Annotated in this window: 20 protein-coding genes, 4 tRNA genes and 1 pseudogene; 19 read left to right on the plus strand and 6 right to left on the minus strand. The window is 61.1% G+C overall.

The window, feature by feature from the left end; translation table 11 throughout:
- Positions 1–131 precede the first annotated feature (131 nt).
- From AACW30_RS21460 to AACW30_RS21485, 6 genes are all read left to right on the plus strand, one after another.
- On the plus strand, positions 132–1781 hold the full coding sequence (locus tag AACW30_RS21460) for an AMP-binding protein (RefSeq protein ID WP_200625706.1): 1650 nt from the start codon (positions 132–134) through the stop codon (positions 1779–1781).
- A gap of 30 nt (positions 1782–1811) precedes the next feature.
- Positions 1812–2255: a hotdog fold thioesterase gene (locus tag AACW30_RS21465; RefSeq protein WP_106580684.1), complete on the plus strand. Its 444-nt coding sequence runs from the start codon at positions 1812–1814 to the stop codon at positions 2253–2255.
- A gap of 97 nt (positions 2256–2352) precedes the next feature.
- Positions 2353–3156, plus strand: a complete 804-nt coding sequence (locus AACW30_RS21470; RefSeq protein WP_124416872.1) for an alpha/beta fold hydrolase — start codon at positions 2353–2355, stop codon at positions 3154–3156.
- The gene (locus AACW30_RS21475; protein WP_106580682.1) at positions 3153–4007 is read left to right on the plus strand and encodes an alpha/beta hydrolase; all 855 of its coding nucleotides are present in this window, start codon (positions 3153–3155) and stop codon (positions 4005–4007) included. The genes AACW30_RS21470 and AACW30_RS21475 overlap by 4 nt, the downstream gene beginning before the upstream one ends.
- Before the next feature lie 102 nt (positions 4008–4109).
- Positions 4110–4925: a DUF4892 domain-containing protein gene (locus tag AACW30_RS21480; RefSeq protein WP_200625707.1), complete on the plus strand. Its 816-nt coding sequence runs from the start codon at positions 4110–4112 to the stop codon at positions 4923–4925.
- Between the two features lie 73 nt (positions 4926–4998).
- Positions 4999–6060, plus strand: a complete 1062-nt coding sequence (locus AACW30_RS21485) for an AI-2E family transporter (protein ID WP_119735530.1) — start codon at positions 4999–5001, stop codon at positions 6058–6060.
- Here the strand turns inward: AACW30_RS21485 and AACW30_RS21490 are convergent.
- Together AACW30_RS21490 and AACW30_RS21495 are read right to left on the minus strand one after the other, a co-directional pair.
- Positions 6057–7091 carry a sensor histidine kinase gene (locus tag AACW30_RS21490; protein WP_119735531.1) on the minus strand — a complete coding sequence of 345 codons (1035 nt, stop codon included), beginning with the start codon at positions 7089–7091 and terminating at the stop codon, positions 6057–6059. The genes AACW30_RS21485 and AACW30_RS21490 overlap by 4 nt on opposite strands.
- Positions 7091–7855, minus strand: coding sequence for a response regulator (locus AACW30_RS21495; RefSeq protein WP_200625708.1), 765 nt, complete (start codon positions 7853–7855; stop codon positions 7091–7093). The genes AACW30_RS21490 and AACW30_RS21495 overlap by 1 nt, the downstream gene beginning before the upstream one ends.
- Positions 7856–8116: 261 nt before the next feature.
- Here AACW30_RS21495 and pyrF point away from each other — a divergent pair, with 261 nt between their 5' ends.
- On the plus strand, positions 8117–8815 hold the full coding sequence (pyrF, locus tag AACW30_RS21500) for an orotidine-5'-phosphate decarboxylase (RefSeq protein WP_017734306.1): 699 nt from the start codon (positions 8117–8119) through the stop codon (positions 8813–8815).
- Positions 8816–8937: 122 nt separating this feature from the next.
- On the opposite strand, the gene AACW30_RS21505 is transcribed toward pyrF, so the two are convergent.
- Positions 8938–9945 (minus strand): NADP-dependent oxidoreductase, encoded by a 1008-nt coding sequence (locus AACW30_RS21505; RefSeq protein ID WP_124416875.1) that lies wholly within the window; start codon positions 9943–9945, stop codon positions 8938–8940.
- Between the two features lie 228 nt (positions 9946–10173).
- On the opposite strand from AACW30_RS21505, the gene AACW30_RS21510 reads away from it, so the two are divergent.
- The 4 genes and pseudogenes from AACW30_RS21510 to AACW30_RS31615 all read left to right on the plus strand — a co-directional run bounded on the left by AACW30_RS21510 (position 10174) and on the right by AACW30_RS31615 (position 14633).
- On the plus strand, positions 10174–10935 hold the full coding sequence (locus AACW30_RS21510) for an SDR family oxidoreductase (protein WP_200625709.1): 762 nt from the start codon (positions 10174–10176) through the stop codon (positions 10933–10935).
- 203 nt (positions 10936–11138) lie between these two features.
- Complete coding sequence (locus AACW30_RS21515) at positions 11139–12551, plus strand: aminotransferase-like domain-containing protein (protein WP_200625710.1); 1413 nt, start codon at positions 11139–11141, stop codon at positions 12549–12551.
- Positions 12552–13583: 1032 nt separating this feature from the next.
- Positions 13584–13772, plus strand: a pseudogene (locus tag AACW30_RS31610) (HAMP domain-containing protein); the annotation flags it as partial.
- Positions 13773–13790: 18 nt separating this feature from the next.
- The gene (locus AACW30_RS31615; RefSeq protein WP_442793555.1) at positions 13791–14633 is read left to right on the plus strand and encodes a methyl-accepting chemotaxis protein; all 843 of its coding nucleotides are present in this window, start codon (positions 13791–13793) and stop codon (positions 14631–14633) included.
- Between the two features lie 39 nt (positions 14634–14672).
- On the opposite strand, the gene AACW30_RS21525 is transcribed toward AACW30_RS31615, so the two are convergent.
- Entirely contained in the window at positions 14673–15485 is an 813-nt protein-coding gene (locus AACW30_RS21525; protein WP_200625712.1) for an alpha/beta fold hydrolase, read from the minus strand.
- Positions 15486–15600: 115 nt separating this feature from the next.
- Complete coding sequence (locus AACW30_RS21530) at positions 15601–16359, minus strand: hypothetical protein (RefSeq protein WP_234452760.1); 759 nt, start codon at positions 16357–16359, stop codon at positions 15601–15603.
- A gap of 370 nt (positions 16360–16729) precedes the next feature.
- Between AACW30_RS21530 and AACW30_RS21535 the strand changes: the two genes are divergently transcribed.
- From AACW30_RS21535 to gltS, 5 genes are all read left to right on the plus strand, one after another.
- A tRNA-Glu gene (locus AACW30_RS21535) sits at positions 16730–16805 on the plus strand.
- Positions 16806–16808: 3 nt separating this feature from the next.
- Positions 16809–16884 (plus strand) — tRNA-Gly (locus AACW30_RS21540).
- 105 nt (positions 16885–16989) lie between these two features.
- Positions 16990–17065 (plus strand) — tRNA-Glu (locus AACW30_RS21545).
- Between the two features lie 3 nt (positions 17066–17068).
- A tRNA-Gly gene (locus AACW30_RS21550) sits at positions 17069–17144 on the plus strand.
- Positions 17145–17345: 201 nt separating this feature from the next.
- Entirely contained in the window at positions 17346–18557 is a 1212-nt protein-coding gene (gene gltS, locus AACW30_RS21555) for a sodium/glutamate symporter (RefSeq protein ID WP_119735539.1), read from the plus strand.
- Between the two features lie 11 nt (positions 18558–18568).
- Here the strand turns inward: gltS and AACW30_RS21560 are convergent, their stop codons facing one another.
- The gene (locus tag AACW30_RS21560) at positions 18569–19360 is read right to left on the minus strand and encodes a response regulator transcription factor (protein ID WP_200625714.1); all 792 of its coding nucleotides are present in this window, start codon (positions 19358–19360) and stop codon (positions 18569–18571) included.
- Between the two features lie 138 nt (positions 19361–19498).
- Here AACW30_RS21560 and AACW30_RS21565 point away from each other — a divergent pair, with 138 nt between their 5' ends.
- From AACW30_RS21565 to AACW30_RS21575, 3 genes are all read left to right on the plus strand, one after another.
- Positions 19499–20602, plus strand: coding sequence for a polyamine ABC transporter substrate-binding protein (locus tag AACW30_RS21565; RefSeq protein WP_106580669.1), 1104 nt, complete (start codon positions 19499–19501; stop codon positions 20600–20602).
- Positions 20603–20640: 38 nt separating this feature from the next.
- Positions 20641–20841 carry a hypothetical protein gene (locus AACW30_RS21570; protein WP_200625715.1) on the plus strand — a complete coding sequence of 67 codons (201 nt, stop codon included), beginning with the start codon at positions 20641–20643 and terminating at the stop codon, positions 20839–20841.
- A 77-nt stretch (positions 20842–20918) separates the two neighbouring features.
- Entirely contained in the window at positions 20919–21164 is a 246-nt protein-coding gene (locus tag AACW30_RS21575) for a hypothetical protein (protein ID WP_106580667.1), read from the plus strand.
- Positions 21165–21186 lie beyond the last annotated feature (22 nt).

Genomic DNA, 21186 nt, shown 5'->3' on the forward strand with positions numbered 1-21186 from the left:
CCATAACCCCCCCCCAAAAAACATGCAAAAACCCCGAGCCCCCTAAAATTAATCACCGCCCCGTGTGTGCTATACAGTCAACCAAGCAAGTGCTTGGTTGGCTATGGTCGGATCACAAAGGAGCGCGTCCCATGCCCGTCGCTTTTCGTTTGCCGTTGCAGGCCTTCTTCGAACGTGAAGCGCGGCACCCGCGCAAACCCTTTCTGGTGCAACCCACCGGCGCCGGCGAGGTGCAGACCCTCACCTGGGGCGAGGTCGCCCACCAGGCCCGTTGCGCCGCGCATTGGCTGCGTGCCCGCGAGCTGCCGCAAGGCTCGCACATCGCGCTGATCTCAAAAAACTGCGCGCACTGGATCATCGCCGACCTCGCGATCTGGATGGCCGGGCATGTCTCGGTGCCGCTGTACCCCAACCTCACCGCCGACTCCGTTGGCCATGTGCTGACCCATTCCGAGGCGGCGCTGGTATTGATCGGCAAGCTGGACGACTGGCCTGCGATGGCGCCGGGTATCCCCGCCGGGCTGCCGACCATCAGCCTGCCCCTGTGCCCGGTCGGCGACTTCGATTACCGCTGGGCCGACCTGCAAGCCTGCTCGCCGATCCAGGACAATCCCGAACCTGGCGCCTCAAGCCTGGCCACCATCGTCTACACCTCCGGCACCACCGGCTTGCCCAAGGGCGTGATGCAAACCTTTGGCGCCCTGGGTTTTGCCGCCACCCGTGGCACCGAGTTGTTTGGCCTGGGGGAGGGCGACCGATTGCTGTCCTACCTGCCGCTGTGCCATGTGGCCGAGCGCATGTTCGTGGAACTGGCCTCGATCTACACCGGGCAAACCGTGTATTTCGCCGAGAGCCTCGATACCTTTCTGGCGGATCTGCGTCGGGCACGGCCAACGGCGCTGTTCGGCGTGCCGAGGATCTGGACCAAGTTCCAGATGGGCGTCTACAGCAAGATCCCGCAAAAGCGCCTCGACACCCTGCTAAGCCTGCCGTTTATCGGCAAACGAGTCGGCCATAAAGTCCTCGCGGGTTTGGGCCTGGATGCCCTGCGCATTGCGCTGTCCGGTGCGGCGCCTGTACCCGAGGCCTTGCTGCGCTGGTATCAGCGCCTGGGGCTGGATGTGCTGGAGGTGTATGGCATGACCGAAAGCTGTGGCTATTCCCATGTGTGTCGGCCCGGCCAGCAGAGGCTCGGCTGGATCGGCCTGCCATGCCCTGGCGTTGAGGTGCGCATCGACACGTCGGGCGAGGTGCAGGTGCGCAGCGGCGCGACCATGCTCGGCTACTTCAAGGACCCGCAGAAAACCGCCGAGACCCTGACCGATGATGGCTTCCTGCGTACCGGCGACAAAGGCGAGCAGGATGCCGACGGCCGCCTGCGCCTGACCGGGCGGCTCAAGGAAATCTTCAAGACCAGCAAGGGCAAATACGTGGCCCCGGCACCGATTGAAAACCGCCTGGCCGAACATGCACGCATTGAGCAAGTGTGTGTGGTGGGCGATGGCCTGACTGCGCCGATCGGCCTGTGCGTGTTGTCCGCCGGGCCTCAGGACCGACACGCCCTGGGCAGCAGCCTCGAACGCTGGCTGGAACAGGTCAACCAGGCACTGGATAAACATGAACGCTTGCGCCAGCTGGTGGTGGTAAAAGACAGTTGGGCGGTGGAAAACGGCTTTCTCACGCCGACCCTGAAGATCAAACGCACGGTGATCGAGTCGACCTACGGTGCCGAGCTTGCGGTTTGGAGCGCGCGCAACGAAGCCATTGTGTGGCAGGATTAGGGTCGTAATAAAACTAATAAGGACAACTTCATGAGTTTGTGGCGCACCCAACCGAATATCGAGCAACTCAACGCGATCCAGAAAAACACCATCGGTGAGCTGCTGGACATCCGCTTCGAAAGCTTCGACGACGAGTCCCTGACCGCCAGCATGGTGGTCGACCATCGCACCCATCAACCCTACGGCCTGCTGCACGGCGGTGCGTCGGTGGTGCTGGCTGAAAGCGTCGGGTCCATGGCGGCTTACCTGTGTATCGATGCCAGCAAGTTTTATTGCGTGGGCCTGGAGGTCAATGCCAACCACCTGCGCGGCGTGCGCAGCGGGCGCGTCACGGCGGTGGCCCGGGCGATCCATATCGGCCGGACCACTCAAGTGTGGGACATTCGCTTGACCAGCGATGAGGGCAAAGCCAGCTGCGTGTCGCGCCTGACCATGGCCGTGGTACCGCTGGGCGAGAACCCGCCGGCGCGATAGGCGTGGCGTGAGTGTCATCATTCCTGGCGGTTACAGTCATTGCTGTAACGGCCGGGCATGGTGACAATCAACTTCTGTTTTTGCAGATGGATCCGGTATGTCGCAGCACGTGTTTTTTGCCCACGCCAATGGCTTTCCTTCGGCCACTTACGGCAAGTTGTTTGCCGCCCTGGCCCCGGAATATGCCGTGGCTCACCTGCCGCAACACGGTCACGACCCCAGGTTTCCGGTGGACGACAACTGGCAGAACCTGGTGGACGAGTTGATCCACCATCTGCAGTTGCAGCCGGAACCGGTGTGGGGTGTGGGCCATTCCCTGGGCGGCGTGTTGCATTTGCACGCCGCCATGCGCTGTCCGCAGCTGTACCGCGGCGTGGTGATGCTCGATTCGCCGGTACTGACCCGCGCTGACCGCTGGGTGATCCGTGCCGCCAAGCGTTTCGGCTTTATCGACCGCCTGACGCCGGCCGGGCGTACGCTGGGCCGCCGTGAAGAATTTACCGACCTGGAGGCGGCGCGCAGCTACTTTGCCGGCAAGACGCTGTTTCGCGGGTTCGACCCGGAATGCTTTGACGCGTACTTGCAACATGGCTTGCAACAGGTGGGCGACCGCCTGCGTCTGCGCTTTGATCCGGCCACTGAAATCAGCATCTACCGCGGCGTGCCTCACACCAGCCCTGGCCAGGTTCGTCAGCTGAAGGTGCCGTTGGCGGTGGTGCGCGGCCGCCAAAGCCGCGTGGTGATGCGCCACCATGCCAGCGGCGTCGACCGCCTGCCGATGGGCGAAATGCTCACCATGCCCGGCGGCCATATGTTTCCCCTCGAACGCCCGCAGGACACCGCGACCTTGATCAAGAACCTGTTTTCCCGCTGGGCAGCCCGCGAGCGCAGTTGCGCATGAGCATGCCCGTCGAAGAAGTCCGCCTGAGCCTGCCGCACATCGAGTTGGCGGCGCATCTTTTTGGTCCCGAAGACGGTTTGCCGGTGATCGCCCTGCATGGCTGGCTGGACAACGCCAACAGCTTTGCGCGGCTGGCGCCGAAGCTGCATGGTTTGCGTATCGTCGCGTTGGACATGGCCGGTCATGGGCATTCGGCGCACCGTCCTGTCGGCGCCGGTTATGCCCTGTGGGATTACGTCTTTGATGTACTGCAAGTCGCCGAACAGCTGGGCTGGAAACGTTTTGCATTACTTGGCCACTCCCTCGGCGCCATCGTCTCGCTGGTGTTGGCCGGCGCCTTGCCGGAACGTGTCACGCACCTGGGGTTGATCGACGGCGTGGTCCCGCCCACCGCCGCGGGCGAGAGCGCCGCCGAGCGGTTGGGCATGGCGCTGCAGGCGCAACTGAACCTGCAAGAGAAGCGCAAACCGGTCTACACCTCGCTGGATCGCGCCGTGGAAGCACGCATGAAAGGCGTGGTGGCGGTCAGTCGCGAAGCCGCCGAGCTGTTGGCCCAGCGCGGTTTGATGCCGGTGCCGGGAGGTTACACCTGGCGTACGGACAGTCGCCTGACGCTCGCCTCGCCGATGCGCCTGACCGATGAGCAGGCGATGGCTTTCGTGCGACGCGTGGGTTGCCCTACACAGTTGGTGGTCGCGGCTGACGGCATGCTGGCGAAACATCCAGAATTGCTTTCTCAGCTACCTTTTACGGTGAACACGCTGCCCGGCGGCCATCATTTACACCTTAATGATGAGCCCGGCGCGCTCCTTGTTGCAGACTGTTTCAATCGGTTCTTCCACGCGCCTTGACTTGACGCGGGCAACTGCCGAGGCTGGGCGGATTGAAAGGGAGTCAACCATGAACGCTATGAACACTGCTGCGACCTCCAATGGCCAGGGCTTACCGATCCGATGAGCCTGCGCAAAGGATGTATCCGTGCCCTCGGGCTGTGCTGTTTCAGCCCCTTGGTGTTCGCCGCGGACCTGCCGGGAAGCCAGGATTTACCGGCCGTGGCCCGTCAGGCCGATGCGCAAATCGTCGATTACCGCCCCGCTGAAGCAAAGGAACGCATCTACCCGATGGGCGCGATCCGCAAGATCAGCGGCCAACTGCGTTACGAAGGCCAAGCCACAGCGCGTGGCCAGACCACCGCCATCACCTATGAGCTGCCCGCTGAGCACACTTCAAGTGCCGCATTTACCGCGACGCGCGAAGCGTTGCAGGCCAAGGGCGCGCAGCTGTTGTTCTGGTGCCAGGCTCGCGATTGCGGCGAAAGCAGCCTGTGGGCCAACGAAGTGTTCGGCAACGCCAAACTGGTCGGCGCCGATGGGCAGCAGGAATACCTGCTGCTGCGTCTGGCGGCGCCGCAGGACAATTCCCTGGTAGCGCTGTACGGCATCACGCGCGGCAACCGTCGCGCCTATTTGCATGTTGAACAGCTCGATGCCAGCGCGCTGGGGGACTTGCTGCCTACCTCGGCCACCTTGCTGCGTGAGTTGAAAAGCACCGGCGAACTGGACTTCCCGGCGTTGGGCGCCGAGCCCGACGCCACTTGGCTGACCCTGATTTCGCGTGGCTTGAACCTCGACGCCACCTTGCGCGTCAGCTTGACCGGGCCGACCGCCGAAGCCTGGCGCCAGGGCCTGATCGACAGCGGCGTACGCGCCGCGCGCATGGAAACCGGCACCGGTGACGCTAAGGGTTTGCACCTGCATCTGATACGCTGACCCGCAACAGGGCGAACGGACCCGCGCCGTTCGCCTAAGCTCTCTTCCTACAGCCTTATTCTCGAGATACCCGATGCTCAATAACGATCGCCTACTGGTGCAAATCCTGCTGCTGGTGTTGTTTGGTGCCAGCTTCTGGGTGATGGCGCCGTTCTGGTCGGCGCTGTTCTGGGGCGCGGTGCTGGCGTTTGCCAGCTGGCCGCTGATGCGTTTGCTGACCCGCTGGCTGGGCGGCCGGGAATCCCTGGCGGCGGGCATTCTGACCCTGGGCTGGATGTTGCTGGTGGCGGTGCCACTGGTGTGGCTGGGGTTCAACCTGGCCGACCATGTGCGCGACGCCGTGAGCCTGATCAAGGATATCCAGGTTGACGGCCTGCCTGCCGCGCCGACCTGGCTGGGCTCGATCCCCTTTGTCGGCGAGCGCCTGGTGGCGACCTGGGACAGCATCGACCAGCAGGGCGCGGCGTTGATGGTCAGCATCAAGCCGTACCTGGGCCAGGTCGGCAACTGGTTGCTGGCGCGCAGCGCGCAGATCGGTGGCGGTATTCTCGAACTGACCCTGAGCCTGGTGTTCGTGTTTTTCTTCTACCGCGACGGGCCGCGCCTGGCGACGTTCGTGCATCGCCTGCTGGAACGCTTGATTGGCGACCGTGCCGGTTACTACATCGAGTTGGTGGCCGGCACCGTGCAACGCGTGGTCAACGGCGTAATCGGTACCGCCGCCGCTCAGGCCCTGCTGGCGCTGATCGGTTTCCTGATCGCCGGTGTGCCGGGCGCGTTGGTACTGGGCATCGTTACCTTCCTGCTCAGCCTGATCCCCATGGGGCCGCCGCTGATATGGATCCCGGCCACGGCCTGGCTGGCCTGGAAGGGCGATTACACCTATGCGGTGTTTCTCGGTGTGTGGGGCACGTTCATCATCAGTGGCGTCGACAACGTGCTCAAGCCGTACCTGATCAGCCGCGGCGGCAACCTGCCGCTGGTGATTGTGCTGCTGGGCGTGTTTGGCGGGTTGATCGCCTTTGGCTTTATCGGTTTGTTTATCGGCCCGACCTTGCTGGCGGTGGCCTACAGCCTGCTGACGGATTGGAGCGCGACCCAGGCGCAAGTGCGTCGCGAAGACAAACCCCTTTAAGCCCTCGGCAACCACATCACGGCGGTCAGGCCGCCGCCTGGGGTTTCCTCCAGGCTCAGGCTGCCGCCGAGGCGTTCCACCGCTTCCTTGGAAATCGTCATGCCCAGGCCGACGCCGCCGGAGTTGCGGTTGCGTGAGCCTTCCAGGCGAAAGAACGGTTCGAATACGGCCTCGCGTTTATCCGCGGCAATCCCCGGCCCGTGGTCGATCACACGGATGATCAAGGCTTCGCGGCTGTCGCTCAGCTCCACCCGCGCCGTACCGGCATAACGCAAGGCATTGTCGATCAGGTTGTTGAGGCACGAGCGCAGTGCCATCGGCTGCACCTGCAAGGGCGCGCAATTGCCCGCGAACTGCACATCGGAGCCTTGATCCTGGGCGTTTTCGCTGAGGGATTCGACCAGCGCCTGCACGTCGAGCCAGTGCCGGGTTTCGCTGGTGCGCTGCTCGTGCAAGTAACTCAGGGTGGAGTCGAGCATGCCGATCATGTCGTCCAGGTCCTGGCGCATCTGACCTTGCAACTTGGTGTCTTCGATCTGCTCCAGGCGCAGCTTAAGGCGTGACAGTGGGGTGCGCAGGTCGTGAGAAACGGCGCCGAGCATGCGTGCACGCTGGCTGACTTGCTCGCGAATGCGTTTTTGCATCAGGTTGAAGGTCGATGCAGCCTGCCGCGCCTCGCGAGGCCCGGACTCGTTAAGTGGCGGGCTGTCGAGGTCGAGGCTCAAGCGTTCGGCGGCTGCGCTCAGGCGCTGGATCGGCCGGCTCAGCAGTTTGGCGCCATACCAGGCGGCAATGATCAGCGAGATAAATTGAAACGTCAGTGGTACCACCGGGCCGCCGAACCAGGAGCGATGGTGCTTGGGCAGCGGCTTCATCGTTCCATCCGGCTGCTCGACAAAGGTTTCCTGAGGCGGCGGCGGTGGCGGGCCGTAGTGGTGAAACCAAAAGAACGCCAGCACGTGGGCCAGCACAATGGCCACCAGCAATACGCCGAACAGCCTGCCGAACAGCGTATTGAAGGTGGCGCGCATCAGCCGATATCCCGCGCGTCAAACAGGTAGCCTTCGCCGCGGACAGTCTTGATCAACTGCGGTGCCTTGGGGTCATCACCCAGTTTCTGGCGCAGGCGCGACACCAGCAAGTCGATGCTGCGATCAAACGCCTCGATGGAGCGGCCACGGGCGGCATCCAGCAATTGCTCACGGCTCAGCACGCGGCGTGGGCGTTCGATAAACACCCACAACAACCGAAACTCGGCATTCGACAGCGGCACCACCAGGCCGTCGTCCGCTACCAGCTGGCGCAGTACGCTGTTGAGGCGCCAGTTGTCGAAACGGATGTTGGCGCGTTGCTCGGTGCGGTCATCGCGCACCCGGCGCAGGATGGTCTGGATACGTGCTACCAGCTCGCGCGGTTCGAAGGGTTTGGACATGTAGTCATCGGCGCCCAGCTCCAGGCCAATGATGCGGTCGGTGGGTTCGCAGCGCGCGGTGAGCATTAGGATCGGGATGTCCGATTCGGTGCGCAGCCAGCGGCACAGCGACAGGCCGTCTTCGCCCGGCAACATCAGGTCGAGCACCACCACATCAAAGGTTTCGGCTTGCATGGCCGCGCGCATGGCCGTGCCGTCGGTGACGCCGATGGCGAGAATATTGAAACGTGCCAGGTAGTCGATCAGCAGTTCACGGATCGGCAGGTCGTCATCGACGATCAGCGCACGGGTGTTCCAGCGCTTGTCTTCGGCGATCACCGCGCCTTTTTGCTCTTCGTTTACAGAGACGGTAGGGGTATGCATAGTGCGATCATCTGCCTGGGTTGTTGCTGTCAGCATAGGCGCCCAGCTCCATGGCTGGAAGTGCTGGACGGGCGGTCATGTGCGCGAGGCTAGACGTGGTGCGTGTTGAGGGCATGTCGTGAATGTATCAGCCTTGACACAATTGCTCTAAATGCCGGGTCACGGGCGCTCGATCAGTATTTTACCGATCATCGGATCCCGCAACGGCGCCGCTTGCGCTACAATCCGCGCCGATTTCGACTTGCCTGAGAGCCCATTCCAATGTCCGTCTGCCAGACTCCTATCATCGTCGCCCTGGATTACCCCACTCGTGACGCCGCACTGAAGCTGGCTGACCAGTTGGACCCCAAGCTTTGCCGGGTCAAGGTCGGCAAGGAACTGTTCACCAGTTGCGCCGCCGAAATTGTCGGCACCCTGCGTGACAAAGGCTTCGAAGTGTTCCTCGATTTGAAATTCCATGACATCCCCAACACCACCGCCATGGCAGTCAAGGCCGCGGCTGAGATGGGCGTGTGGATGGTCAATGTGCACTGCTCCGGCGGCCTGCGCATGATGACTGCCTGCCGTGAAGTGCTGGAACAGCGCAGCGGCCCGAAACCGCTGCTGATTGGTGTGACCGTGCTGACCAGCATGGAGCGCGAGGACCTGGCCGGCATCGGCCTGGATATCGAACCTCAGGAGCAGGTATTGCGCCTGGCGGCGCTGGCGCAGAAGGCAGGGCTTGATGGCCTGGTGTGCTCGGCGCTGGAAGCCCAGGCCTTGAAGACCGCTCACCCGTCGCTGCAACTGGTCACCCCGGGCATTCGCCCGGCGGGCAGTGCCCAGGATGACCAGCGCCGCATCCTGACGCCGCGTCAGGCCTTGGACGCGGGCTCGGACTACCTGGTGATCGGTCGCCCGATCAGCCAGGCGGCCGATCCGGCGAAGGCGTTGGCCGCAGTTGTCGCCGAAATCGCCTGAATATCGCTGAGCTAAAATGTGGGAGCGGGCTCGCTCGCGAAAGCGGTGTATCAGACACACATCCGGTGACTGACACTCCGCATTCGCGAGCAAGCCCGCTCTCACATTTCGATCCACCGTGGTCAGTTAACTTTTAGAATCAACTTCCCAAAGTTCTCGCCGTTGAACAGCTTCATCAGCGTTTCCGGGAACGTCTCCAGCCCCTCGACAATATCCTCCTTGCTTTTGAGCTTGCCCTGCGCCATCCAGCCGGCCATCTCCTGCCCGGCTGCGGCAAAGTTCGCCGCATGGTCCATCACCACAAAGCCTTCCATTCGCGCGCGATTGACTAGCAACGATAAGTAGTTGGCCGGGCCTTTCACGGCTTCTTTATTGTTGTACTGGCTGATGGCACCGCAAATCACCACCCGCGCCTTTAATGCGAGGCGGCTGAGCACCGCGTCGAGGATGTCGCCGCCGACGTTATCGAAATACACATCCACGCCTTTAGGGCATTCGCGCTTGAGGGCGGCTGGCACGTCTTCGCTTTTGTAGTCGATGGCTGCGTCGAAGCCCAATTCATCCACGAGGAATTTGCACTTGTCGGCGCCGCCGGCGATGCCGACCACGCGGCAGCCTTTGATCTTGGCAATTTGCCCGGCAATGCTGCCCACCGCACCGGCGGCGCCGGAGATCACCACGGTTTCGCCGGCCTTGGGCGCGCCCGTTTCGAGCAGGGCGAAGTAGGCGGTCATGCCCGTCATGCCGAGCGCGGACAGGTAGCGCGGCAGCGGCGCGAGTTTGGGGTCCACTTTATAGAAGCCGCGCGGTTCGCCGAGGAAGTAATCCTGCACGCCCAGCGCGCCATTGACGTAATCACCCACTGCAAATTTCGGGTTGTTCGACGCAATCACCTTGCCCACACCCAGTGCGCGCATCACTTCACCAATGCCGACGGGCGGAATGTAAGACTTGCCCTCGTTCATCCAGCCACGCATGGCCGGGTCCAGGGACAGGTATTCGTTGTGCACCAGCACTTGCCCATCCCCTGGCGTGCCCACCGGCACTTCCTGATAGGTGAAGGTCTCCCGTGTCGCCGCGCCGACCGGGCGTTTGGCGAGCAGGAACTGGCGGTTGGTCTGGGCAGTCATGGCAAAGGACTCTTTAGAAGTGAACCCCAAGTGATAGACCCCTAACGGCCTGAGAGCAAGGTTGTCCGAGAGGCGCGAATGCCCGCCGATAGGCCTGGCTGATAGTGAGACGGGAGGCCTTATCACTGCGATTCATACACAGCCAACCGGCCTTCTGATAGTGCTGACGCACCCGTCCTGCGGTTGGCTAGACTCGGCCCACGGCTATTTTCCCCACAGGACATCCCCATGAGCATGACGTTTTCCGGCCAGGTCGCCCTGGTCACCGGCGCCGCCGCCGGTATTGGCCGCGCCACCGCGCTGGCATTTGCCGCCGAAGGCTTGAAAGTGGTGGTTGCCGACCTGGACGTGGCGGGCGGCGAGAGCACCGTCGCGCTGATTCAACAGGCGGGCGGCGAGGCGTTGTTCGTGCGCTGCAACGTCACGCTGGAAGCGGACGTGCAGCAGTTGATGGCGCAGACCGTCGCCGTTTATGGTCGGCTGGACTACGCCTTCAACAATGCCGGGATCGAGATCGAGAAGGGCAAGCTGGCCGACGGCAGCCTGGATGAGTTCGACGCGATCATGGGCGTTAACGTCAAGGGCGTGTGGCTGTGCATGAAGCACCAGTTGCCGCTGCTGCTGGCCCAAGGCGGCGGGGCGATCGTCAACACCGCCTCGGTGGCGGGGTTGGGGGCGGCGCCGAAGATGAGCATTTATGCGGCGTCCAAACATGCCGTGATCGGCTTGACCAAATCGGCGGCCATCGAGTACGCGAAAAAGAAAATCCGCGTGAATGCGGTGTGCCCAGCGGTGATCGACACCGACATGTTCCGGCGTGCCTATGAAGCCGACCCGCGCAAGGCAGAGTTTGCCGCGGCCATGCACCCGGTCGGGCGCATCGGCAAAGTCGAGGAAATCGCCAGTGCGGTGCTGTACCTGTGCAGCGACGGTGCCGCGTTCACCACGGGCCAGGCGTTGGCGGTGGACGGTGGCGCGACGGCGATCTAGGACTCGGCGCCACTGCATATTCGAAAAGGCGAGGGGCGCTGTGGGGCGTTTCCAGGGCTGGCACAAGGCCTCGTCAGAATGTGTATCAGTAGGTAAATAATTCAATAAAATCAATACTTTAATAAATTTCGGCGGCAGGTCGAACCCGGCTTCTGTGCTTAACTGTTTGGGGTTGAATAACAGACAGTTGAAGTGAGGGGCTCATGGATTTAGGCATCGATCGACAGGCCCTTGTACCGGTGGTGCAGCAAATCGTCAGCGCGGTGGCGCAATGGATTCGCACAAGCGGGGCAAGCCCGGGCACGCGCTTGCCGTCCATCCGGCAATTGGCCCTCGACAACCTGCTCAGTCAATCCAGCGTCATCGAAGCCTTTGAGCGAATGGTGGCGCAGGGGGTGTTGGTGGCAAAACAGGGCTCGGGGTTTGTAGTGGCCCAACCGCCGGTTTCCCTTGAAAGCCACTGGTATGAAGGCGCCGAGCTGGGCTGGGGCGCCTACGTCGATGGCCCGTTGGGCGAGTTGAAACTGGGCTGCGGCTGGCTGCCGGACGCCTGGCGCGAAAGCGATGATATTTGTTACGCCATACGCGAGGTCAGCCGCACCGACACCGCCGGGCTGTTCAGCTACAGCACGCCGCTGGGGTTGCCGGCGCTGCGTGAGCAACTGCTCAAGCGCCTGACGCAGATGAAAGTGCCCAGCAGTCTCGACTGCATTCTCACCACCCATGGCGCCAGCCATGCACAAGACCTGCTCATACGGACGTTGCTCAAGGCCGGCGATACGGTGGTGGTCGAGACGCCCGGGTATGCCAACCTCTACCGTCAGTTGGAGCGCCATGGCGTCAAGCTGCTGCACGTCCCGCGCACGCTGGGTGGCCCGGATATCCCGGTGTTGGAGACGCTGCTGAAAAGCCATCGGCCCAAATGCCTGTTCATCAACTGCCTGTATCACAACCCGACTGGCACCAGCCTGTGCCGTGCCGTGGCCGAGCGCCTGCTGCAATTGGCGAGCAGCGAGAACTTCCTGATTGTCGAAGAGGACGTCTACGGCGACTTGCAGCACGCCAGTTGCACACGGCTGTCGGCGCTGCCCCATGACGGTCGGGTAATCTATATTTCGAGTTTTTCCAAGACCCTCAGCAGTGCCTTGCGCGTGGGGTATCTCAGCGCCAGCGCGGCGATTATTGCGCCCATGGTGACGCTCAAAACGCTGACAGGCATCGGCACTTCGCGGTTTGCCGAGGCGGTGCTGGCCACGCTGCTGGCCAATGGCACCTACCGTAAGTGGGTGCAGCGCCTGCGCAAGCGCTTGAACACGCAAATGGCCGCAACCCTGCAGGTGCTGGAGGATGAGGAGTGGGAGGTGTTCGCCGTGCCCGCGGGGGGCATGTTTGTGTGGGCCCGGCCCGGCAGGGACGATCATTCACGGTTGCAGGCCTGTGCCCGACGGCTCGGTGTGTTGTTGTCGCCGGGAGCGCTGTTCAATCCCAAGGGCGAGCACAGCGACTGGCTGCGCATCAACGTGGCCTATGCTGCTGATCAGCGGGCGCTGGCGTTGTTCCGTGCCATGGGGCCTGCCAGATCGACCTCGACCATTCTGAAAACGACGGGTATGTAGCTTTTTGCCATTATTGTGGCGCCAACGTCTTGTGCCGTTGGCTCGTCGTTGCGAATCTCGCTGCATGGAAACCAGGCTCGATGGCATCTGCCGTTGCAAGAGGATTCAAGTGCAATGATTTCAGGCGTGCAACGACGTTTCGCCAACCTTGGTATGGCGAAGAAACTGGGCTTGGGTTTCGCCCTGGTGCTGCTGTTGACGGCGCTGGTGGCGGCCATTGGCGTGTGGTCGCTGCAAACCGTTGGCCAGCGTTTTGAAGGCCTCAAGGCCATGTCATCGCTCAACAGCGGCTTGCTCAAGGTGCGTCTGATCGAGCAGGACTACGCGCTGCACGCCGACCCTAAGTCTGTCGATGCCCTGCACGAAAGTGTCGATGCACTGGCGGCGATGGCCGCCAGCCTCAAGGCCCGGTCAGCCACGAATGTGCCGGTGATGGGCGATGTCGAGCAGGCGTTGGCGGCGTATCGCAAGGCATTCGACGAGTTTGTCGAACTGACCCAGACCAAGGACCTGGCGCTGGAAATGGCCAGTTGGTCGGTGTCCAGTGTGGCCAATAACCTCGATGTGTTGCAGGCCGGCCTGGCCGACGACGGCGCCTATGGCCTGAAGGAAAGCCAGGGTAAGGATGGCGCCGAGTTTATCGAGCAGGCCGGGCAGGTCAGCCAGGTCTCGCGGTTGATGTTGCAAGCCATGAATGAAGCGCGCGTGCGCCTGGATCAGAGCCGCAAGGCCGATGCCGACAACGCCGATCAAGGCAAGATCGAACAGGCCGATCAGGCCCTGGCGCAAGTCGAACAGCTGAAAACCTCAGTCAAGGATGCGGGTTACCAGACCGTGCTCAATGAAGTCTCCGGGCATATCGCCGCATTCAGCGAAAAACTCGGCGAGTACACCGGGCTGCTGGCCCAGGAAAAAATCGTCTACAAGCAGTTGCATGACCGCGCCGACCAAGTGGTTAGCCGGGTCAACCAGGCGTACGACGCCGAAGACCAGTCCATGCAGGCGCAATTGAAGAAAAGCGCGGTGTTGATCATGGGCTCCTCGGCCCTCGCGCTGCTGGTGGGCTTGATCGCGGCGTGGGTGATCACCCGGTTGATCGTGGCGCCACTGCGCACTGTGATCGCCGTGGCCCAGCAGATTGCGTCCGGCGACTTGAGCGGGTGGATGGAAGTCAGCCGCCGCGATGAAATCGGCCAGTTGATGCAGGCGATGCAGCAAATGGGCAGCGGCCTGAGCCAGATGGTCAGTGGGCTGCAAGCGGGCATCGAGCAATTGGCCAGTTCGGCGCATTCACTGTCCAGCGTCACTGAGCAGACCAATGTTGAAGTCAGCAGCCAAAAAGAAGAAACCGAACAGGTTGCCACGGCAATGAACCAGATGACCGCCACGGTGCACGACGTGGCGCGTAACGCCGAAGAGGCCGCGCAAGCCGCGCAGACCGCCGACGACAAGGTCGACAGCGGTCAGCAAGTGGTGCGCCAGAGCCTGCAACGGATTGAATTGCTCGCGTCCTCCAGCACCAGTGCCAGCGCGAGTATCGAAAGCCTGAGCGCGGAAATCCAGAATATCGGCACGGTACTGGGCGTGATCAAAAGCGTGGCCGAGCAAACCAATCTGCTGGCGCTTAACGCCGCCATCGAAGCGGCCCGCGCCGGCGAGCAGGGCCGAGGGTTTGCAGTGGTGGCCGACGAAGTGCGGGCGTTGGCCAAGCGCACGCAGCAATCGACCGAGGAAATCGAGCGTCTGGTCAGTACGTTGCGCAGCGCGGCGCAGTCGTCGGTGCAGCAGATTCAGCAGAGCGGCGAGCTGGTGAAGTTGGCGGTCAGCGATGCGCTGTCAACGGAGAGCGCGTTGGGCAGCATTGCCGCGGCGGTGTCATTGATCCAGCAAATGAATCAGCAGATTGCCGCGGCGGCCGAGGAGCAAAGCTCGGTGGCCGAAGAGATCAATCGCAGTGTGACCAGCATTCGTGCGAGCGCCGATCAGTCGGCGTTGAGCATGCAGGGCAATGCCGCGTCGAGTATCCAGCTGGCGCAGTTGGGCGCGGAGCTCAAGGGCATGGTGGGGCACTTCCGCCTTTGATCGCGGCGGGTCAGCCGCGAACAAAGGGCAGGGCGCCAATCAGGCGTGGTTGGCGAGGAAGGTCAGCAGCGCTTCATTGACGAAGTCCGGGTTTTCCCGGGCCGAGATATGCCCCGCGTCGGGAATCAGCGTGAGGCTGCAGCCAATCAGTTCAGCCATTTCCTGTGATTCTGCGGGCGGCCGCGGCTTGTCCTGCTCGCCGCACATCACCAGCGTGGTGTCCGAGTCCAGGTGGGGCAACTGGTCCAGAATGTTCTCGCGACTGAAGATCAGGCGGCCCAGTGGCACGATGCTGTTCAGCAGGCGCTCTTTGGGTAAGGCCTGCAACGCCTTGCGAAAATCCTGGTACAGGGCCGACTCGCGGTCGATGCCGGGGCGGAAGAAAATCGGTGCAACCACATCCAGCAACGGCTCGGGGATGGCGCCGGCGTCCTCGATCATCTTGAACAGCGAGAAGTAATACTGGCGCGTGGCGTCGGGCTCGGCGCCCAGGTAGGTGTCCATCAGCACCACGCTGTTGATGCGCGCCGGTGCCAGCAACGCCAGGCGCGCGCCCCACATGCCGCCGACCGACAGGCCGACCAGATTGATTTGCGCGATATCCAGCTGATCCAGCAGCGCCAGGGCCTGACGCGCGAGGTCGTCAAGGGAGCGGGTTTGCTTCGGCAGCGGGCCGGACTCACCGTGGCCCCACAGTTCCGGCACGATCACGCGGTACTGTTGCGACAGGGCTTCAATTTGCGGGGCCCACATGTCGCGGTCCCACAGGTAACTCGAACCCAGCAGGACGACCGGGCCGGAGCCCTGGTCGACATAGTGCAGCGGTTGTCCATCAATCACGGCAACAGGCATAGCAGGCCTCTAACTTCACGGAGTGAGGGGCACTTTTTTACGCTAGTCGGGGGCGGGGGGATAGGTGCAAAGTGATGGCATGTGGCGACCCGGGGTCGCCACATGGGGCAGGCGATCAGTCGTAGATGACTTTCTTCTTCCATTCGGCGTCGGCGTCGACGACTTTCAGGCCTTCGGTCAGTTCGTTGACTTCGTCTTCGGCCGGCTTGCTGTTGGTCAGCACCGTGGAGTTGGCGCGGGCCAGTTGCGATTCCAGCAATTGCAGTTGTGCACTGTAGAGCACCGGCTCCGGCTGTTTGCGCAAGTACTGCACGCCACGCTCGAACGCCAGGCGTGCCTGGCCAGGCTGGCCTTGTTGCAGGGCGTGCTGGCCCAGGTTGTTGAAGAACTCAATGTGCAGCAACACCAGGATATGGCGAATTTCCTTGATCCAGTGCTTGGCTTCGTTGGTCGGCAGGAAACCGTCCTGGGCCGCACGGGTCACTTGACCGTGCAGCGCCTCGAGCAGGAAACGCACGTCCTTGGCCTTGGCTTCGGTCTGGATCGGCGCGGGCGGGTTGGTCACCGGGATCGATTCGCCCTGACCGATCAGCGCGTTCAGCTCAGCGACACGTGCCTTGAGCGGTGCGCTGGATTTTTTGAGGTGCAACAGGCGCTGGGTGACGTTGAGTTCCAGGCGAGTCAGCAACAGTTTGAGTTTCGGGGTCATCAACTGGCCGGGGAACGTCTCGGTGATCTCACCGCAACGACGCAGCCGATCGTTAAGCTCGATTTCGGTGCGCTGCTTTTCCAGTTTGTTGTTTTCCACCACGTGGTTCATGTAGCCAATGGCGATCAGTATTACGATCCCGGCTATTACCAGCAGGGTGATCATGAGTGGTGTCACCGGTGTGACCTCTTTATAGGGTTTGCTGTGGAGTGTAGTGACTGGGCCATCCGACGGATAGGATTGTTCGACCAGTTGCCCAGGTAGTTTCTGCTATATAGGTAAGCGTTCCCTGCGTGGATGCACATTGCCATCATTTGCCTGGGCGAACTATAGCGCCTTGTCGGGCGCCAGAATATAGGCGTCAAAGCCCGCACGGGCACAATGCCCGCAAAGCCCTGGAAAGCAGGGCGAAGTCATTGATTTAAATAAATTTATCCTTGGGGGTTGACGACCTTTCAATCCATCCATAGAATGCGCGCCACTTACAGCGTAAAGCACACAGCGAAACGCGGTAGGGAGTGAATGTTGTACGTGTGTCCCCTTCGTCTAGTGGCCTAGGACACCGCCCTTTCACGGCGGTAACAGGGGTTCGAGTCCCCTAGGGGACGCCATATGCGGGAATAGCTCAGTTGGTAGAGCACGACCTTGCCAAGGTCGGGGTCGCGAGTTCGAGTCTCGTTTCCCGCTCCAATTTTTAAGCAGTGTTGCCCTCGGGCGGCATTGAGTGAAACCAGGACCAAGTCTTCGGATGAGGCCTCTGGGCACTGAAATACACACCATGTGTTTCAGTAGCGTGTCCCCTTCGTCTAGTGGCCTAGGACACCGCCCTTTCACGGCGGTAACAGGGGTTCGAGTCCCCTAGGGGACGCCATTTGCGGGAATAGCTCAGTTGGTAGAGCACGACCTTGCCAAGGTCGGGGTCGCGAGTTCGAGTCTCGTTTCCCGCTCCATATTTAACGAAAACGCCGATCAGTGATGATCGGCGTTTTTGTTCGTGTCGCTTTTTTGCCGGCAAAACACACCACGCATGTAGGCCATGTGCTGATGTACGTAGGAATAGTCTGTAATCAATGTCGGGTAGCTGTGTACCTGTTCCGCTGTCTCTACTCTGGCCAGCCCCTTTTCCTTGTTTACTTCAAAGGACTGTCCAGATGCTTCAGCTCGATTTCTATTCAACCCTGGTCGCTGCCTCCCTGGTGCTTTTATTGGGCCGTTGGCTGGTGGCCCGGATTGGCTTTCTACGTGTCTACAGCATTCCGGAGCCGGTAGCCGGCGGCCTGTTGGTTGCCGCATTGCTGCTGGCGTTGCGTGCGCTGGCGGATGTCGAGGTTCGCTTCGACACCTCCTTACAAACCCCATTGATGCTGGCGTTTTTCGCCACGATTGGCCTGAACGCAGATTTCGCCAGCCTGAAGCGAGGTGGGCGCGTGCTGGGTATTTTCCTGCTGGTCGTGACGGCCCTGTTGGTGGTGCAAAACGCCATGGGGATCGCGTTGGCCAAGGCGCTGGGGCTTGATCCATTGATGGGCTTGCTGGCGGGCTCCATCACCCTGTCGGGTGGGCACGGCACGGGCGCCGCATGGGGCGCGGTGTTCAGTGAGAAATACGGCGTGGCCTCCGCGTCTGAACTGGCAATTGCTTCGGCGACCTTTGGTTTGGTGCTGGGGGGCTTGATTGGCGGCCCGGTCGCGCGCCTGCTGATCAAGCGTGTCCAGGTGCCTGGCGTTGAACACTCGCAGCCGCGGCGGCCCAAAGGCTTTGAGCGCCCCGATCAGGAGCGCATGATCACCTCGTTTTCATTTATCGAAACCCTGGCCCTGTTGGCGATCAGCTTGCAGGTTGGCACGTGCCTGAGTGGTGTCATCCAAGGCACCGCCTTCGAGTTGCCCACCTTTGTCTGCGTGCTGTTTGTCGGCGTGGTGCTGCGCAATGGCTTGTCGGCGCTGGGTTGGCATCAGGTGTTTGAGCGCGAAGTGTCGCTGCTGGGTAATGTCAGCCTGTCGTTGTTTCTCGCGATTGCCTTGATGTCGCTCAAGCTCTGGGACCTGGCGGCGCTGGCGTTGCCGATCGTCATCCTGCTGGCGGCACAGGCGCTGTTGATGGCCCTGTTCGCGATTTTCGTAACGTTTCGGGTGATGGGCAGCAACTACGATGCGGCGGTGCTGGCGGCCGGGCATTGCGGTTTCGGATTGGGCGCGACACCCACCGCCATTGCCAATATGCAGGCGGTGACACAGCGCTTTGGTCCCTCGCAGATTGCCTTTCTGGTGGTGCCGATGGTGGGGGCGTTTTTCATCGACATCACCAATGCGGTGGTGATCAAGCTGTTCCTCGCGCTGCCGTTTCTCGGCGCGGCGGGCTGAGCGCCGCGCCTTCAGTTCACCGCGTAGACTTCCTGTTTTGGCATGAAGAAACGCGCAAAGAGTTCGGACTGGGACTTGATGTTCAGCTTGGTGTAAATATTGCGCCGGTGCACTTTCACCGTTTCTGTCGACAGGGACAGTTTGCCGGCGATTTCTTTGTTGGAGAACCCGCTCAACAGCAACTTGAGCACGTCCTTTTCACGCGTTGTGATCTGGCTGCCCAGTTGAACAATTGCCTGCGACCAGGGCGGTGTCTCATTGAGGTTTTTTTCAACGTCGATCTCAAAGCACATACGCTGGTGCATCAATGCCAAAACCCAAGGCTTGATGATATCCAGTGTGGTGATCTGTTCCGGGCTGTAGCGCACGTTACTGCCGAATGAAATACACAACGTCCTGTCCTCATCGAGCTGAACGTTGTACTGCACCTCATCCACCGAGACGTACTGGGCGAAATACTGACGGTAATACTCGGTCGTCAGAAAGTGCTCGGGCGCTATGTCTGACAAGTGAAAAAAGCCACTCTGCGGGTTTTCCCGGTTGGCAATGTAGAACGGGTCCAGCAGGTACAGCCCTTTGAGGTAGCGCTGAGTCAGGGCATCCACCTCCTCGGCATCGGCCACTTCAGTAAAGCTGATGACGTTGACCTGTTGATCGCTGAAAACCAGGACAACCCAGTTGTCGATCTGCACATATTCATTCAACACGCGAACCAGCGAGCTCCAGAAAGCCGGGCGATTGAGCTCCATGATCAGCTTGCCGGCCGATCGGTGCCAGGCCAGGTTATGAAGGTCGAGTGACATGTTCTACCCCTTTAGGGTTAGGCGTTCATAGGCGCGAGCTAAGTACTTGTAGGTATTTACTATTAGACGACGCCGGGTATATTCACCTCCCAGCGGATGCAGGCCATGAAGGCCTGTCGTTTTGACAAGGATAGTTATATGAGTCAATCACATTTGCGAGCCATTTTTTTGGCCTCGCTTGTCTGTGTAGGTATCAGCGCGCCTGCTGCGGCGGCGCAACCTCAGGTGAATCTGTACAACTGGTTCGGCTTGATCGCGCCAGAGACGCCCAAGGAATTCGAGCAAAAAACCGGCGCGCGCATGCACGTGGATGCCTTCGACAGCGCCGAGATCATGCAGAGCAAGGTCATGGCCGGGCGCACGGGCTATGACGTGGTTGTCGCCACCTCCAATGTCCTGCCAAGCCTGATCAAGGCGGGCGTGCTTGCACCGCTGGACCGCGACCAACTGAGCAACTTTTCCCATATCGACCCAGAGATGTTGGCGCTGCTTTCGGTGAATGATCCGGGCAACCGCTACGCCGTGCCTTACCTGTGGGGCACCACCGGGATTGGCTATGACGTTGATAAAGTCAAAGCCGCGTTGGGTGACAACGCCCCGGTGGACAGCTGGGACCTGATCTTTAAAGAAGAAAACATCAGCAAGCTCAAGTCCTGCGGCGTGGCGATGCTCGACTCGCCCAGCGAGGTCATTTCGATCGCGTTGCATTACCTCGGCCTGCCGAGCAACAGCCAGAACCCTGAGGATTACCAGAAGGCTCAGGCGCTGCTGTTGAAAATCCGTCCCTATATTCTCTACTTCGACTCTTCCAGAACCGACGCCGACTTTGCCGATGGCAATATTTGTGTGGTCGTGGGCTGGGCGAGCGGGGCGCTGACGGCGCAGGCCATCAATGAGAAAAACAACACCGGGCGCAAAATTGCCTACAGCCTGCCTCGTGAGGGCGGGTTGGTGTGGTCGGAAAACTTTGTGCTGCTCAAAGATGCGCCCCATGCCAAGGAAGGTCTGGCGTTCATCAATTACATGCTTGAACCGCAAGTGATTGCCAAGAGCTCGAACCACACGCTGTACCCGAACGCTAACAAGGACGCCACTGAGTTCGTCGAGCAGAAGCTGCGCGACAACCCTTGGATTTATCCTGACAAGCATACGGTTGCCACACTTGTTCCGCTTGAACCACTACCGTTGAAGTTGGAGCGAATCCGCACGCGCGTGTGGACCAAGGTCAAGAGCGGTACGTAACCTCGCGTGGCATTCATCTTTATTGGCAGAGGGCTTACATGGCTATTTACAAAGAAACCAAAGCCGACACTCATCAATTAGTGACGCTGATAAAGATGGTCGAGGCCTATAAGGCGCAATGCACCCACGGTCTCACGTCACTGGGTAATGAAAAACAACTGCTGAACCGCATCAAGGCATTGCTCCATAGGCATGATGGGGGAGTCGCTCGACGAAAGTCGATCAGCGCCGGCGTATGAACGGGGCCATAGCGTCCCAGCGTTAGCCGTCGGCAGACCAAGGGGCTGTCGCAGCGTTTTCAGGGAGGAGAAAAATCATGCGCCAAGCGGCTAACCCATACGTTTTGAAGCCGGACGAATACCAGGCTTACAAGGACATCGAAGAACAGATCGGCCACTGCACGCCCGAACAAGCCTGGGCGATGTATTACGTCTCGAGCGGGATGGTGCGCGAGTTCATCACGCTGGCGGTGATGGAGCATATCGGTCGCGGCAATCGGGCGCTGTTGCTCGAGTTTCCCGACCTTGCCCGGCTTCAAAACAGCGGCCAAGGCGCGCTCTAACGGGTGTTGATGCATGCGTGTG

The sequence above is a fragment of the Pseudomonas sp. MF6747 genome (genome assembly GCF_963890955.1).
In the GTDB taxonomy this organism is placed as follows: Bacteria; Pseudomonadota; Gammaproteobacteria; order Pseudomonadales; family Pseudomonadaceae; genus Aquipseudomonas.